We start from the raw sequence: 15,568 nt of genomic DNA, 5'->3' as shown, positions 1-15,568 counted from the left end.
CGTTTTGTTTTCCTATTTCAGTATGAACCCAAGCCGTCAGAATTATGCGAAACGTTTTACAATGGACGGGATATGCATAAAACCAACGGAATTTGGCAAAGTTAACCTCGATGAGGTGATTGCGATGATGACGGCATCTTTAAAAGAAAATCTGGCGTATTTCAATCAGCAGTTTGATGGAAGCGCTGACTTTATCGTGCGTAAATTTCAGATTACAGGGACGGACGCCGCCTTGCTGACCTTGGAGGGCTTGGTCAATAAACAGGTGATTGTACAAGGCATCATGAACCCCATCCTACATGCGACCATTCTGGAACAGGACCCTGTCAAAAAATTTGAATACATTCGAGACAATACACTGGCCACAGTCGATCAGGCAGAAGTGGACACATACGACGCGGCGATACAAAAATTGATGAATGGGTTTGCTCTCATCGCCATCGACGGCTGCATCCGCATGATGGCCTTCAGCGTGCAGGGGTTCTCGTTCCGCGGCATTTCCGAGCCCCAAAATGAGATGACACAGCGTGGGTCCCGGGAAGGCTTTGTCGAACCCTTTTTGATCAACATGTCCATGATCCGCAGAAGGATGCACACCCCAAAACTAAAATTTGAAATCTTTACTGTGGGAAAGGAGAGCAAAACAAATATTTGCGTCTGCTATCTGCGGGATACCGTTTCCCCAGAAGTCCTTTCACGGGTAAAAAAGAGGATTAAGGATCTACAGCTCAACACCGTTTTGGCCGCTGGTTATGTCTCCCCGCAGATTGTCCGGAAACATAGCCATTTCATATTTAGCGGGGTCGGCCTCTCGGAACGCCCGGACACTGTGTGTGGAAAAATCAACGAAGGCCGTGTTGCGATCATCATCGACGGCACTCCGAATGTTTTGATTGTTCCTCACCTTTTTATCGAGAATTTTCAGAGTTTTGACGATTATGCATTCCGGCCATTTTATGCCACCTTTACCCGCTGGCTCAAATTCTTCGCTTTCTTCCTAGCGGTATTCCTGCCGGGCTTCTATGTCTCCGCAACGACCTTCCACCCGGAATTGCTCCCGGAGGAACTGATGCTCAAAATTGCGCAAGCGGAGGCAACAACGCCGTTTCCCGTTATGCTGGAGGCCATTGTGATCCATTTTCTCTATGAGATCATGCGTGAGGCGGGACTCCGCGTCCCGCAGCCTCTGAGCAATGCTGTCAGCATTGTGGGCGCTCTGGTAATCGGCGAAACAGCCGTATCCTCGGGGTTAGTCGGCGCGCCTACGCTTATGGTGATTGCCTTAACCGCAACCGCCTCCTATGTAACGCCCACCCTATATGGTCCAGTCACCATCATGCGCTTTATCTTTATTGTGGTTGGCGGCACACTGGGATTCTGGGGTCTGGCGCTCTGTCTAATGGTGATGCTGGTCAATATCTGCGCCGAGATGGTCTATCAGATCCCCTTCAGCGCTCCCCTCTCTCCGTTTAAGCTTCACAGTATGCGCGACGTTCTCGTGCGCGCAAGCTGGAAGATCCTCTCCAAGAATATTGAAATGGTGCAAAATATGCCCGGCTCCGAAATCAAAAATCCAGATCAAAAAGGGAAGCAAGTATGATGCAAAAGCAATATCGTATCAGCGCAGGGCAGCTCTTTTCCATTCTATTTGTCAATCGAAGCGTGATTATGCTCACGCATAACACCCTGTTGGGCGGCGGGGAAAATATGGTGGACAATATTCTCTCTGCACTGTTGGCATTGGTCTTAAATTTTGTCTTAATTCTGCCGCTCTATTTTTTGCATCGCCGCAATCCACAGGAAAACGTGCTAGAGACCGGGGAGCGTCTTGTCGGAAAGCCCGGCGCCATCCTGCTCGCCGTATTTTATGGACTGTATTTTATGGCGATTGACAGCTACTACCTCTCCTTTTTCCAAATTTTCCTCAATAACATCATGGAGCCACTGATGCCCGTCTGGTTGGTCGCATTGGCTTTTGTCGCCGTGGTCTGTTATGCCGCCTATCTGGGGATCGAGGCCATTGCCCGCACCGCTGGATTTGCCCTGGCGATCATTCTCATCGGCATGGTATGGATTGGCGTGGCGCTTCTGCCAAAAATCCAGTGGATCAACTATGATCCATTTCTTTACAATGGCCCCAAACAGCTTTTCACCGGCACGGCCCTTTTCTTGGCACGAAGCACTGGATTTTCCACTATGGCGCTGCTTCTCCCCCGGGTCAGCGGAAAAAAGAAGCTCAAATTTTGCATCTGGAATACCGGCATTTACTGCCTGATGATCTTCCTATTGTTAGGTATGGTGGGTGTGGGCGGCAGTTATCTGAAAAATCAACTGTTTCCTGTCTATACGGCTGCTTCGCTAGCGGATGCGGGCGTTTTGGAACGCCTCGACGTGGTCTTTATTACGATCTGGGTCGCCGGGCTCTTTATCCAAATGTCCACCGACGCCTATCTATTTATGACCTGCCTGCGCAAAGTCGCCAACAAAAAGACAAGCCGTATTGCTTTGCCCGTGGCCTCCTTGTTGGTGGCGGCCCTAGCCGTAGCGGTGACGTATTCCTTGCCCCTGCAAAAGGTCTTCTATGGCGTTCCTCTCCTGTTTACAATCACCATCACGGCGGCTGTGGGGATTCCGCTCGTCCTGCTGATTGTAGATCTGATTCGCAAGAAAAAGCGCGTCCCTGAGAAAACGCAAAAAGGGGAGGGACCAGCGTGAAAAAGGTTGTGATTCAAGGCCTTGCCGTGGCATTTGCACTCATTTCCTGCCTTTCCCTGCAAGGATGCAGCTATCAGGTGCAGTTGAGCCAACGGCTATTGATTCAGGGGATTGGCATAGACTACGAGGATGGCGTCTACCGGGCAACCGTGCAGGTCACAAAGGTGAGCGATCAGGAGGAAAATACCGTGTCCCTCATGAACGGCGAAGGGGATTCCGCCATGGACGCCCTGAATGCCATCACGCTCGCCAACGGGAAGAAACCGCTTTATAGCCATAGCCTGGTTTTGGTTCTGGGACGCGGCTGTGCCGAAAAGGGGCTTAGCAATGTAATGGATTTTTTTATCCGCTATCCGGAATCCCATCCCACTGTGAACGTCCTCATGGCCGATTCCTCCGCCGAAGACATCCTCAGCACGGAGCAGGAGGACGGAAAATATATCCAGGCGCGCGATATCGAAGAGCTGGCCAAGGGTGGAAAGTATAATGGGGAGACTGTCCAGACAGAGATGTTGGATGTGATCAACCAGCTGCGCGGAGAAGGGTCTTCCCCCTATCTTCCCATTGTGATGCAGGATGGAGAATCGATCGTATCCAGTGGCACGGCGGTCTTTTCCGGCGATCAGCTGGTGGCTGACCTCGACGCACAGGAGACAAGAGGGCTTTTGTTGATCACTGGAAAGCTCCACAATGGGACGGCAGTCGTCCAATCTCCGGAAATCGGAAAAGTGACATTGGAATTAGAGGAAGCCTCTACAAAGATTTCCCCGCAAATTATTGGGGAAAAACCACGCTTTTCCATTGAGGTCGAATGCGGCGCTACCATTGGCGCGGCGGATATGCCAAGCGGAAAATCCCTGGACAGCAAGATGTATGAGAAAATCGGCGAACTGTTAGAGGAACAGCTAACGCAGAATTGCATGGAAGCCATCTCCATATGCATCGAAGACAACCACAGCGACATTTTCAATTTTGGCCGCCGGCTCTATCAATCCCAGCCGGCGTACTGGAAACAGCATGAGGCAAACTGGAGGGAAGAGATGGACCAAGCGGAATACGACGTACAAGTAGAAGTACAGCTTCGGCGTGGAGGACAGGAAATCACGGGCCTGCAAAGCGACGTCAATGCATGACAAGCCACTCTCTTGGAATCCCTGTTTCCTATGGGGCAAGCAAATAAATAGAAAAACGATTCTACGTTAAAAAGGCACCAAACGGTCTTTCGTTTGGTGCCTTCTGCTATTTTTATGATACGATGGACGATCTATATGCCTAACCGTCACTCGGATTTTCCTTCCCCGGCAGCGGCCATTTTTTCCCGGGCAACCGCCAGCATCAACTTAATGCGGTTTTCTTGGTTGACGCGGGTAGCGCTCGGGTCGTAGTCGATCGGGACAATATTCGAATTCGGGGCAACTTCGCGGAGGCGATGGATCATCCCTTTGCCGCAGATATGATTCGGCAGGCAGCCAAACGGCTGCGCGCAGACAATGTTTTCATATCCCGCTTCGGTGAGCTCCAGCATCTCGGCCGTGAGAAGCCAGCCCTCCCCCATCTTGTCGCCATATCCAATGACGCCTTTGACAAGGCTCTTAATATGCTCATAAGATGCCGGCGCATAGAACTTCGGCTCTGTTTTAACCGCCCGGATTAAAGCATCCTGCATTTTGGTAGCATATTCCATCAGGACATTCACCACCGCATACTTCGCTTTGCTGCCCCCATAGAGCTTGATGTCCTCAAGGCGATTGTCAATTTTAAACTGAACAAACGACATCAAACCAGGCACGTTGACCTCGCAGCCCTGCTCCGCCAGGAAATCCTCCAAATGGTTGTTAGCGAACGCCGCGTATTTGACATAAATTTCGCCCACAATGCCCACTTTGATCTTTGGCGTCTTCTTGATCGGGATCGAGGCAAAATCCTTCACGATGCGTTGGAGGTTCGCCTCTTCTTTTTTCAGGCCCATGCCCTCGCTGTGACGGAACTGCTTGCACAGTTCGGCCGTCCACTTCTGGACCATGCGCTTGCTGGCGCCGGGTTCAACCTCATAGGGCTTTACTTGGTTATTCAGCAGCATCAGTGCGTCGCCGTAGATGACAGCCGCTACCATCTTGCGGATCATCGGTAAGGTGATCGAAAAACCGGGGTTGTGCTCCAGGCCGGAAAGATTCAGCGAGATGACGGGAATCTGGTCGAATCCCGCCTTATGCAGTGCCTTGCGCAACAAGTGGATATAATTGCTCGCACGGCAACCGCCGCCCGTCTGTGTGATAATCAACGCTGTGCGGTCCAGGTCATATTTGCCGCTTTTGAGGGCATCAATGAACTGGCCGATCACCAGCAGGGCGGGATAGCACGTATCGTTGTGCACATATTTGAGCCCTTCCTGCACGATGTTTGGCCCGCTTGTAGTCAACAGCTCCGCTTTATAGCCATAGCTGCGGAACACGTCCACAAACAGCTCAAAATGGATGGGCAACATCATCGGGCATAAGATGGTGTATTCCTTTTTCATCTCCTTGGTAAACAGGAGACGGCCCGTTTTATCGAATTTCAATTCTGCCATAGTATTCTCCTTTCGGATGGGGCTCAGCCCTCCAGAGCGGCGAACAGGCTGCGCAGGCGGATCTTGACTGCGCCAAGGTTCGTAATTTCGTCTATTTTGATCTGTGTATAGATTTTGTTATGGGATTCCAAAATGCTGCGCACCTCGTCCGTCGTAATGGCGTCCACACCGCAGCCAAAGGAGACGAGCTGCACCAGATTCATATCCTTCTGGCTGCCCACATATTCAGCGGCTGCATACAGGCGCGCATGATACGTCCACTGGTTCAAGACGCCGACTGAAAATTTCGTTTCTTTGGCGCTGATGACATCCTCCGAAATAACAGCCGCGCCCAAGCTGGTAATCAGCTTGTCGATTCCGTGGTTGATTTCCGGATCGAGGTGGTACGGGCGGCCACTCAAAATGATAATCGGCTTCCCCTCCGCACGGGCCTGCGCGATCATCTCGTCGCCCTTCTCGCGGATCTTCTGCATATAGGCGTCGTATTCGGCGTAAGCGTCTTTCGCGGCCTGCTTCACCTCCGGCAGGGAAATGCCGTCAAAATACTGCGCTAAAATGGCGTGCATTTTCTTGGGAAAGTCGCGCTTGCGGTGAATGCCGACATAATCGTGGATAAACGTCAATCCTCTGAGGTTGGCCATATTCGCAGAAATGACCTCCGGGTAATAGGCCACCACCGGGCAGTTGTAGTGATTGTCCCCCAACTTCTCGTCAAAGTTATAGGACATACACGGATAGAAGATATTCTGGATGCCTTGCTCAATCAGCGCATCCACATGCCCATGCATGAGCTTTGCAGGGAAGCAGACCGTGTCGCTTGGAATGGTGCTCTGTCCCTTGATATACAATTCACGCGAGGAGAGCGGGGACGTAACCACCTCAAACCCAAGCTTGGTAAAGAACGTATACCAGAACGGCAGCAGTTCGTACATATTCAATCCCATGGGAAAGCCCAGCTTGCCGCGCGGCCCCTCCACCGGAAGATATGAACGGAGCGTTTCAAGTTTAAAGGCATACATGTTCTGTTCGCTCTGATTGGAACGCTTTGTTACGGGTTTTTCACAGCGGTTTCCGCCGATGAACCGGCGGTTTCCGCCAAAGACGTTGATGGTCAGGCGGCAATGGTTGTTGCACAAGCCGCAGGAGGTCACGCGGACTTCGTGCGTAAAGTTCTCCAGCTCTTCCAAAGACAACAACGTGCTGGCCTTGCCAGCCTTATTCATCGCATAGAGCGCCGCACCATAGGCGCCCATCAGCCCGGAGATATCCGGGCGCACGACGTTTACGCCGAGTTCCTTTTCAAAGACGCGCAGGACCGCGTCGTTCAGGAACGTGCCACCCTGGACAACAATATTTTTCCCCAGTTCCTCCGCGGAAGAAGCACGGATGACCTTATAAATGGCATTTTTTACAACGCTGACCGACAGGCCGGCGGAAATATCCTCGGTTGTCGCGCCGTCCTTCTGCGCCTGTTTGACCGAAGAGTTCATAAATACGGTGCAGCGGGAACCCAAATCGACTGGATGCTTGGCAAACAACCCAAGCTTTGCAAAGTCCTGGATGCTATATCCCAATGTGTTAGCAAAGGTCTGTAAAAAGGACCCGCATCCAGAAGAACAAGCCTCGTTCAAAAAGATATTATCGATGGCGCCCTTGCGGATCTTGAAGCATTTCATATCCTGGCCGCCGATATCGATGACAAAATCCACATCCGGCAGGAAATGCTTGGCCGCCGTAAAATGCGCGACGGTTTCCACAATGCCCCAGTCAATTCCAAATGCGTTTTTCAAGAGCTCTTCCCCGTATCCGGTGACGGCGGAGGAGCGGATCTGAATATTGGGATGATCGTGATACAGCCCCAACAAATATTCCCGGATGATCGGGACCGGGTTGCCGGAGTTGCTCTGATACATCGAATCGAGGATCTCCCCGTCCTTGCCGAGCAACACGGTTTTGACGGTGGTGGAACCCGCATCGACGCCCAGATAGGCCTCCCCCTGATAGGAGGCGATATCGCCCCGCGGCGCTTTGCACGCCTCGTGACGCTTACGGAAAGCCTCATATTCCTCTTCGTTGTTGAACAGCGGCTCAATGGAGAGGAACGCCGCTTTTGTTCCGTAATTAGCAATATTCTTTAAAGCTGTTTCTAGGTCAATGGAAGTCGCACTGCTGAATGCAGCGCCGAGCGCCACATAATAAAGGGAATTCTCCGGGCAAAGCCCCTTCACCTTTAACGCCGTGTCAAACGCATCGCGCAACCCCGAAAGAAACGTAAGCGGTCCGCCAAGGTAAACCACGTTTCCCTTGATCTGCCGTCCCTGTGCAAGCCCGGCGATGGTCTGGTTGGCAACAGCGGCAAAGATGCTGGCGGATATATCGCTCTTCCGCGCGCCCTGGTTCAAAAGCGGCTGGATGTCCGATTTGGCGAAAACGCCGCACCGGGATGCGATGGTATAAATTTTTTCATACTCCGCCGCCAGCTCGTTCATCTCATCGAGCGATACGTTCAGCAGGGTCGCCATCTGATCGATGAACGCCCCCGTTCCACCGGCGCATGTGCCGTTCATGCGGACTTCCATGCCGCCGGACAAAAACAGGATCTTGGCGTCCTCGCCGCCCAGCTCAATAATAACGTCCGCATCCGGGATCAATTTGCCGATGGCGATGCGCGTCGCGTAGACTTCCTGCATAAAGGGCAGGTTACAGGTTTCCGCCACGCCCATCCCAGCGGAACCGGAAACCGTAATCTGTGCGTCCGTGCCGTGGATGACCTCATCGCGCACTTTGGTGAGCAACTCGCTCATCTTCTCCGTAATCTGTGAAAGATGGCGTTCATAGGACTTATAAACAATGTTGTTCTGGTCGTCGAGAACCACGCATTTGATGGTCGTGGAGCCGACGTCTAAACCGACTTTCATATGACACCCTCTTCTGGCCTTTTAGCCGCTATATGGCCGCACATACGATGCGGCCATCCCAATTTAAAAAAGTTAACTACATTAAATATCTGATAACACATTTTACGAAAAAGCCGGAGAATTGTCAAGAGTCGTTCTGTTAATTTCAGCCTGTCAATATCTGGCCGTACTGTGCGCTTTGACGGGAATGCGCTTGTAAAATGCAGGAAAGGGTGATAGAATGGAAAAAATAAGAATGGGGTGGTATGCTTGGATATCAGCAAATTGCGCGGCGAGGTAAAGCTCAGCAAGCTGGGAGGCATTGTGCAGATCAGCAACATGATCGATTTGGATCAATCCAGCTTGGCAGAGATCGGTGAGATGATCGCGCTGGCCAATCAGATTCGGAATTATCCAAAGGAATACTGCGAGTCCTGCCGCGGCAAGATCATGGCAACCTTGTTTTATGAACCGTCAACCCGCACAAAGATGTCGTTCCAAACGGCAATGCTCCGTTTGGGAGGCGAGATCATCGGTTTTGACAATCCGCAGAGCTCCTCGGTCAGCAAGGGCGAGAGCTTGAAGGATACGGTGACGGTTGTAAGCGGCTACGCGGACATTTTGGTGGTCCGCCATCCGCTGGAAGGCGCGGCGGAAGCCGCAGCGATGTACTCGCGTGTCCCGGTCATCAACGCGGGCGACGGCGGGCACCTGCATCCGACGCAGACATTGACGGATCTCGTTACCTTATATAATGAAAAGGGACGTTTGGACAACCTGTGCATCGGCCTATGCGGCGACCTCAAGTACGGGCGCACCGTGCATTCGCTGATTAAGACCATGACACGGTACCACAACAACTCCTTTGTTTTGATTTCCACGCCGGAATTGGCCCTGCCCAATTATGTCAAGGACATCATGAACGCCGCCGGGTGCAAATATGTGGAAGTTTCCAGCCTGAGTGAAGCAATGCCCATGCTGGACGTGCTCTATATGACGCGCATCCAACAGGAACGTTTCGCGACCCGCGAACAATACGAAGCGCAAAAGGGCGTCTACGTACTCGACCGGGAAAAATTGAACATGGGCAAACGGGACTTGAAGGTGCTGCATCCTCTGCCGCGCGTAGACGAAATTACGCCGGACGTGGATGAGGACCCGCGCGCCGCTTATTTTAAACAGACGGTCTATGGGATGTATGCGCGCATGGCGTTGATCTTCAGCATGCTGATGAATCCCCAGTACAAGCGCAAAAAGCCGCCGACGCAGTCTTCCCACCCGGTGGAATGCTCCAACCCCAAGTGCATTACCAAGACGGAGCCCTATCTGCCGCGGCTTTATTTCGAAACAGGCGATATGCTCGAATGCAAATACTGCGACGGCCGGACACTGATTTGAGGGTGTCTCTTCCCTTTCGAGAGGATTTTCTAAGAGGAATGTCTCCCGATGGGTTGTTATTATCTTGTCAGGTACAAAAAATTGTGATATGATAAAACGTATTGTAAACGTATAAAAACACAGTAGGCTGGGGGTTCCTTGGAAGACGGTTTGATCGCCAGCCATCTGGAACAGGCAGGAGGATTTTTCTATGTCAGGCCATTCGAAGTGGAATAATATTAAGCGGAAGAAGGAAAAAACAGACGGCGCAAAAGCCAAGATCTTTACAAAGATCGGACGCGAATTGGCGGTGGCGGTAAAAGAGGGCGGCGGCCCGGACCCGGCTTCCAACTCCAAATTGAAGGATTGTATTGCCAAAGCAAAGGCGGCTAATGTGCCGAATGAAAATATTGAACGCATCATTAAAAAGGCAGCGGGCGAAGGGGACGACGCCAAGTATGAAAACATTACATACGAGGGGTATGGTCCTAGCGGCATCGCGGTAATTGTCGAGACCTTGACGGACAACCGCAACCGCACGGCCGGCGATGTGCGCCACTACTTTGATAAATTCGGCGGAAACCTCGGCACCTCCGGATGCGTTTCCTTCATGTTCTCGCAGAAGGGTGTACTCGTCATCGAGCGCGAGGGATTGGAAGAGGACAAGGTCATGGAGGACTGCCTCGAAGCGGGCGCTTCCGATTTCCAGGCGGACGAGGATGTCTTCGAGATCTATACAGAGCCGGATGATTTCAGCGGCGTGCTGGACGACCTGACGCAAAAGGGATACGAATTCGTCTCTGCGGAAGTGGAAATGGTGCCGAGTACCTACACCACCCTGACCGATGAGGACGCCATCACTAAGATGCGCCGCCTGTTGGACGCTTTGGAAGACAACGACGACGTGCAGAACGTATGGCACAACTGGGAGAACGCAGACGAAGACGACGAGGAATAAAAACGGTTCCTTTCTGCAACAATAGTAATGTATAAAGTTTAGGAACCGTCGAAGGAACCGGGAAGCGGGCGCTTCCTGGAAAGGTCTTTCCCATCAAACAACCAAAGGGGATGAAGGACCGGGCGGCAAAGAGCAGCCGCCCCACCATGCGGTTCCACAGAAGTGGAGGAAACGACATGGCTGGTTATGAAAACCTGTGCATGAACTGTATGTCGGATACAGCCGGAAAAAGTGAATGTCCCAATTGCGGCTGCCAGTCCGGCGAGCCACAGGCGCCGCATGCCTTGCCTCTGCGGGTTATGTTACAGAACCGGTACATTGTTGGACGTATGAAATCCAACAACGGCGAAGGCATGACCTATATTGGATACGATACGGTGCTCCGCCTGCCTGTAGAGGTGCGGGAATTCTTCCCGCAGAGCCTATGCGAACGTACGGACGGCGAGGCCGATATTCGTATTCTGCCGGGCAACGAAGTGGCATTCAACGAATACCTTGCGGATTTTCTCAGCTATGCACGTGATATTGCCCATTTGCGGGAACTCTCCACAATTGTCCAGATTTACGATATCTTCGAGGAGAATCACACTGCTTACACCGTATCCGAATGGCACGACAGCATTCCGCTGCGCTATTATGTCGAACGCAGCGGCGGCAACCTCAACTGGAACGCCGCCCGGCAGCTTTTTATGCCGGTCCTTTCCGCTCTGAGCACCATGCATACGGCAAAAATCAGCCATTTGGGGATTTCCCCCGATACGCTGCGCATCATGAAGGATGGAAGGATGGTCCTGGGAAGCTTTTGCATTGCGCCGGTCCGCCGTGCGGATGCCGATCTTCCGGCCGATCTGACGCCGGGGTGTGCCGCCATTGAGCAGTATGTGATGGGGTATGTGCCCGATGAATCAACGGACGTATATGGGTTTGCAGCTTCCCTGTTTTTTGCATTGACCGGGGAATTGCCACAGGACGCCCTCAAGCGGCGGGAAGACCCGCGGCTTTTGATTCCGACCAATATTTTGCGCACCATTCCGCCCCATGTGGTGACAGCATTGGCGAATGCACTGCAGGTTATGCCGGACAAACGCACAACTACATTTGAGCGGTTGCGTGCCGAGCTTTCCGCTGCACCAACGATTACAGCTACAATCGAGGGGCCGGAACTTTCGGAAGGGCTTGAAAATCGGGAACCTCCCCAAAAGAAAGAACACACGGCGGCCTGGATGTTAATTCCTTGCTTGGTGGCGCTGGTCTTGTTTACAGCCGTCGGCGTTATTTGGCTTTCTTATGGAGGGCCTTTTATCCAAACACAGACCTCTGAAGGGCTGGAGTCTGGAGCCGAAACCAGTTTATCCTCTTCCGACGCATCCGGCGGCGAAGAAGCGGCTATGCTACAGTTAACCCCTGGCGAGTCGGCCATTCCAAACGATAAGATCGAAGCTCCGAACCTAATCGGGCAGAACTACGATTCTTTAATTGAGGTCACTTCCTCCGGGGCAGACTATCAAGTGCTCCGCTCCTCCGAAGAATTCAACGATGCGGTTCCGGAGGGCGAAGTCATCTCGCAATCGCCTGCCCCTGGGGAAGAAATGGAACGCGGCGGCTCCATCGTTGTGGTGGTAAGCAAGGGTCCGGAGATCCGCACCTTGCCGCCCATCGCTGGGAAAACACTCGCGGATGCTTCCACAACGGTTACCGCGGCAGGCTTTGTCCCTACAAAGGCCGAAGCATTCAGCGATACGATTCCATCCGGTTATGCGATCGGCTACCAAGGCTTGGAGGAAGGGAGCGAACTTCCCTATGGGTCTCAGGTGGTCATCGTCATCAGCAAGGGTCCGGAAAATCCGGATGCGTTGCTTTCCGAACCTGCGGAACCGTCTACAGAAGAGCAATCGTCTATTCCCTTGGTGGAATAATTGGCAATGGGTTATATAAAAAAGACAAGCTGGGAAAAGATTTCCCAGCTTGTCTTTTTTATATGTTTATATCCCTTTGTAACCATTGTGGGCGATCCAGCACAACATCTAACACACTTCTGTCTGAACAGGCGCACCATGGCTTCCGATATATAAACCTCGCAAACGGCCAAAATGCTTCACTGGCCGGCCTATTTTTTAACGCGCAAAACGGTCATCGCCGCATAGTGTTCAATGAAAAAATGTTCCGGCGCAATTTGCTGCAAAAGCTGCATATGTGCTTCTTCAAACGCCGCTACTTCCTTTTCAGAGAGGGACGCCCCGATCCCTCTGCATGCCTTCATTCTGCCGTTCCAGCTTTCCCGGGTAAACGGAATCTTTAAATCGAACAGGTATTCCTGTTCGACCGTAAAATACATCTCGGTTTCAGGAGGCAGTTCGATGGGATGCCTGGTCTCTCCCCCGCCGCTCCAGGACGGATTATAGCGGAGTACCAATTGCTCGCTTGCACGTGCAATGGGGTCCTCCCCCGGCAGCCATGCCATATAGAGGATCGCAAGCCGTCCCCCGGGCCGGAGCATCCGTCGCAAGTTTGGCAAAAGCTTCTTTGCATCAAAATAGAAAAAGCACTGGCACGCTGTGACCACATCAAAAGTATGATCCGGAAAATCCACGGATTCCGCCGGGCAAGCAAAGAAATCGATCTGCATACCCGCCTGTTTTGCGAGCCGCCGGGCCTGTTCAATCTGTTCCGGCGAAAGATCGATCCCTACAAACTGCGCGCCATAGCGGTACAGGTTGCGCGGCAAAACTCCCGTCCCCGTCCCCAAGTCCAAAACGGTTTGCCCCTGTACACATAGGCCGGCGTCTAAAATCTGCCGGTAAAACATTTCGGGATAGATGTCCCGATATTTTGCATAATCTGCGGATGCCTTTCCCCAATCAAACGGCTTCCCACCGTCCACCTTTGGATTTACAACCGCCATGGCAATCCCTCCATAAAAAAGATGGCACAAAACTGCGCCATCTTCTCTCGTATACAATCAATCCCTGCGGGCTTTCATCATCCGGTCCAATTCTTCTTTAAAGGTTGCAATATCCTTGAATTCACGATAGACGGAGGCAAAGCGCACATATGCAACCTCATCGATGGTTTTCAATTTCTCCATCGCGTACTTTCCAATCAGGCTTGATGGGACCTCGCGATCCAAGGAATTCTGCAAGCTTCCCTCGATTTCATCCACAACACGCTCTAAGGTATCAATGGAAACCGGGCGTTTCTCACAGGCGCGCAAAAGGCCATTCAACAACTTATTGCGGTCGAAGCTCTCGCGGGATTTATCCTTTTTAATGACAATGATCGGAACTGTCTCGATGACCTCATAAGTTGTGAAACGTTTCCCACATTTTAAGCATTCCCTACGCCGCCGAATACGTTCCCCTTCGTCCGTTGGGCGCGAATCGATCACTTTACTTTCATCATAACCACAATACGGACATTTCACAGCTATTACCCCTCCACAAGAAATTGTATGATTTTATCAAATTGTAACATATTTATGAGAAAAAATGCAAGATGTTTTGTCCGAAAAGGGTCGCTTTTTCCTTTATACGAGCTGTTGTACAACGTCCCTTGCCTCCTGCAATTCCGAAAGGGCCGAAAAGTTCTTGCGATAAACCTCAATCATCAAATCTCCTTGGTAATGAAAACCGAGCAGCATCTCCCGGAACCGCTGAAAATCCACGGTCCCGCGGCCAGGCAGCAGGCAATCGTAGCCGGGGGCGTTGTCGTTGATATGCACATGGACAATCCGCTCCCCCATGGCTTCACAGACCGCAAAAGGGTCCTGCCCTGCGCGGACTGCCTGCTTCAAGTCGATCACAAATGCGCACGTATCCCCCAGATACGCGCGCATCCGCCGGAGAAACCCAGGGGACTCACTGCGAAACTTATTGACATTTTCCTGCGCAACGGTTACGCCGTAGCACTGCCCCAACGCATAGAGCGTCGCATACCGTTCAAAATAGGTCTCTTCGGAAATGCCAGCATTGGCATAGTCCCTTTGCCCGTGCAGCACCACAATCGAAGCACCCAGACAGTTTGCCGCATCAAAATACTGTTTATAAAACTCCAAACTATCCTCAAACCGGCGTTCGTATTCAGAAAACAATAGGAACCCTTCATAGCCGGAGGTAAACGGATGTACCGATTTAATCTCCGCACCGTATGCATCCGCCACATTGCGCAGTTGCCGCAGATAATCCGGCGTAAACTCTGAAAAAGTATTTAAGAACACCTCAAACAAACGAAAATCCAGGGAGAGAAGCGTTTGAAAGGAGCGCTCCAACTCCAAAGGATAAAGACAGGCTGTGGAAATACCTGTTCGCATCATTCATACACCTCATTTTCTTGCTAGATACCGTTCTTTTTATTATAACACGTTTCACATCTTTTGACGTTTGAATCCCGTCGTTTGAAGGGATAAGGCCATTGCATCAGGCGGTCTGTCCCATGTGTTTCGATCGCAGCCGGGAATTTGCAGCTGATTGCTGCATCAAAACCTCTTGGGAAAAATCATTTGAAGTTCGCTGCCGCTTACACTGAACTGTATTATACCATCCTCCCCGAAAAAAAGCCAGATTAAACGGGCATGCCGGCGCACATACTAACCAAAAACAGAAAGGCGGCAAAAAGTATGGTCCAAAATCAAAATGTCCAGCTGTTAAAGGAACTCTATGAGGCCTCCCATATGGGGATTGAAGCGACCAACCTGGTCACCCCAAAAGTCAAAGACGAAAGCCTGCGCGAGGAAATCGAACGCCAGCGCCAAACCTACAAAGGGCTTGCTGTCAAAACCGAGCGTATGCTTGCAGAGGCCGGCGAAACCCCGGATGCAGAATCCGCCATGAAGAAAGCCATGCTGTGGGGCTCAGTACAAATGAACACGCTGATGGATTCCTCCCCCACGCATATCGCGGAGATGATGATCAACGGCACCACCATGGGCATCGTGGATATGACCAAAAAGCTGAACCAGCTGGATGAAGCTGATGCCGGGGCCAAAAAGCTCGCAGAGGAATTCATCCGGGGGCAGCAAAAATCCATCGAGATATTAAAGCAGCATCTATCTTGATT

General features: G+C 51.7%; 12 protein-coding genes. 7 read left to right on the top strand and 5 right to left on the bottom strand.

Annotated features, from left to right (window positions below):
- The first annotated feature begins 124 nt into the window (after positions 1–124).
- Genes B5F54_RS08090 through B5F54_RS08080 form a run of 3 tightly spaced genes read left to right on the top strand, consistent with a single transcriptional unit; the run spans position 125 to position 3,848 of the window.
- On the top strand, positions 125–1,600 hold the full coding sequence (locus B5F54_RS08090; RefSeq protein WP_172749636.1) for a spore germination protein: 1,476 nt from the start codon (positions 125–127) through the stop codon (positions 1,598–1,600).
- Complete coding sequence (locus tag B5F54_RS08085; RefSeq protein ID WP_087232918.1) at positions 1,597–2,715, top strand: GerAB/ArcD/ProY family transporter; 1,119 nt, start codon at positions 1,597–1,599, stop codon at positions 2,713–2,715. Before B5F54_RS08090 ends, B5F54_RS08085 begins: the two co-directional genes overlap by 4 nt.
- Complete coding sequence (locus B5F54_RS08080; protein WP_087232915.1) at positions 2,712–3,848, top strand: Ger(x)C family spore germination protein; 1,137 nt, start codon at positions 2,712–2,714, stop codon at positions 3,846–3,848. Before B5F54_RS08085 ends, B5F54_RS08080 begins: the two co-directional genes overlap by 4 nt.
- 146 nt (positions 3,849–3,994) lie before the next feature.
- Here B5F54_RS08080 and B5F54_RS08075 read toward each other — a convergent pair whose 3' ends face one another.
- Both B5F54_RS08075 and B5F54_RS08070 read right to left on the bottom strand, forming a co-directional pair.
- Complete coding sequence (locus tag B5F54_RS08075) at positions 3,995–5,284, bottom strand: 2-hydroxyacyl-CoA dehydratase (RefSeq protein WP_087232912.1); 1,290 nt, start codon at positions 5,282–5,284, stop codon at positions 3,995–3,997.
- A gap of 23 nt (positions 5,285–5,307) precedes the next feature.
- On the bottom strand, positions 5,308–8,202 hold the full coding sequence (locus B5F54_RS08070; RefSeq protein ID WP_087232909.1) for an acyl-CoA dehydratase activase-related protein: 2,895 nt from the start codon (positions 8,200–8,202) through the stop codon (positions 5,308–5,310).
- Between the two features lie 318 nt (positions 8,203–8,520).
- Here B5F54_RS08070 and pyrB point away from each other — a divergent pair, with 318 nt between their 5' ends.
- The 3 genes from pyrB to B5F54_RS08055 all read left to right on the top strand — a co-directional run bounded on the left by pyrB (position 8,521) and on the right by B5F54_RS08055 (position 12,432).
- Complete coding sequence (gene pyrB / locus B5F54_RS08065; RefSeq protein WP_191395316.1) at positions 8,521–9,579, top strand: aspartate carbamoyltransferase; 1,059 nt, start codon at positions 8,521–8,523, stop codon at positions 9,577–9,579.
- Between the two features lie 190 nt (positions 9,580–9,769).
- Positions 9,770–10,516 carry a YebC/PmpR family DNA-binding transcriptional regulator gene (locus B5F54_RS08060; protein ID WP_087232906.1) on the top strand — a complete coding sequence of 249 codons (747 nt, stop codon included), beginning with the start codon at positions 9,770–9,772 and terminating at the stop codon, positions 10,514–10,516.
- Positions 10,517–10,692: 176 nt separating this feature from the next.
- Positions 10,693–12,432 carry a PASTA domain-containing protein gene (locus B5F54_RS08055; protein WP_087232903.1) on the top strand — a complete coding sequence of 580 codons (1,740 nt, stop codon included), beginning with the start codon at positions 10,693–10,695 and terminating at the stop codon, positions 12,430–12,432.
- 191 nt (positions 12,433–12,623) lie between these two features.
- On the opposite strand, the gene B5F54_RS08050 is transcribed toward B5F54_RS08055, so the two are convergent.
- The 3 genes from B5F54_RS08050 to B5F54_RS08040 form a co-directional block, all read right to left on the bottom strand.
- Positions 12,624–13,418, bottom strand: a complete 795-nt coding sequence (locus B5F54_RS08050; RefSeq protein WP_087232900.1) for a class I SAM-dependent methyltransferase — start codon at positions 13,416–13,418, stop codon at positions 12,624–12,626.
- A gap of 57 nt (positions 13,419–13,475) precedes the next feature.
- A complete protein-coding gene (gene nrdR, locus B5F54_RS08045) occupies positions 13,476–13,937 on the bottom strand; it encodes a transcriptional regulator NrdR (RefSeq protein ID WP_087232897.1) in 462 nt (153 codons plus the stop codon).
- A gap of 102 nt (positions 13,938–14,039) precedes the next feature.
- Positions 14,040–14,825, bottom strand: coding sequence for a sugar phosphate isomerase/epimerase family protein (locus B5F54_RS08040; protein ID WP_237966594.1), 786 nt, complete (start codon positions 14,823–14,825; stop codon positions 14,040–14,042).
- Positions 14,826–15,128: 303 nt separating this feature from the next.
- Between B5F54_RS08040 and B5F54_RS08035 the strand changes: the two genes are divergently transcribed.
- Entirely contained in the window at positions 15,129–15,566 is a 438-nt protein-coding gene (locus tag B5F54_RS08035) for a hypothetical protein (protein ID WP_087232894.1), read from the top strand.
- The last annotated feature ends 2 nt before the right edge of the window (positions 15,567–15,568 follow it).

This window comes from Anaeromassilibacillus sp. An250 (genome assembly GCF_002159845.1).
Lineage (GTDB): Bacteria > Bacillota > Clostridia > Oscillospirales > Acutalibacteraceae > Anaeromassilibacillus > Anaeromassilibacillus stercoravium.
The sequence above is the reverse complement of the archived record's forward strand: the minus strand, read 5'-3'. Positions and strand labels throughout refer to the sequence as shown.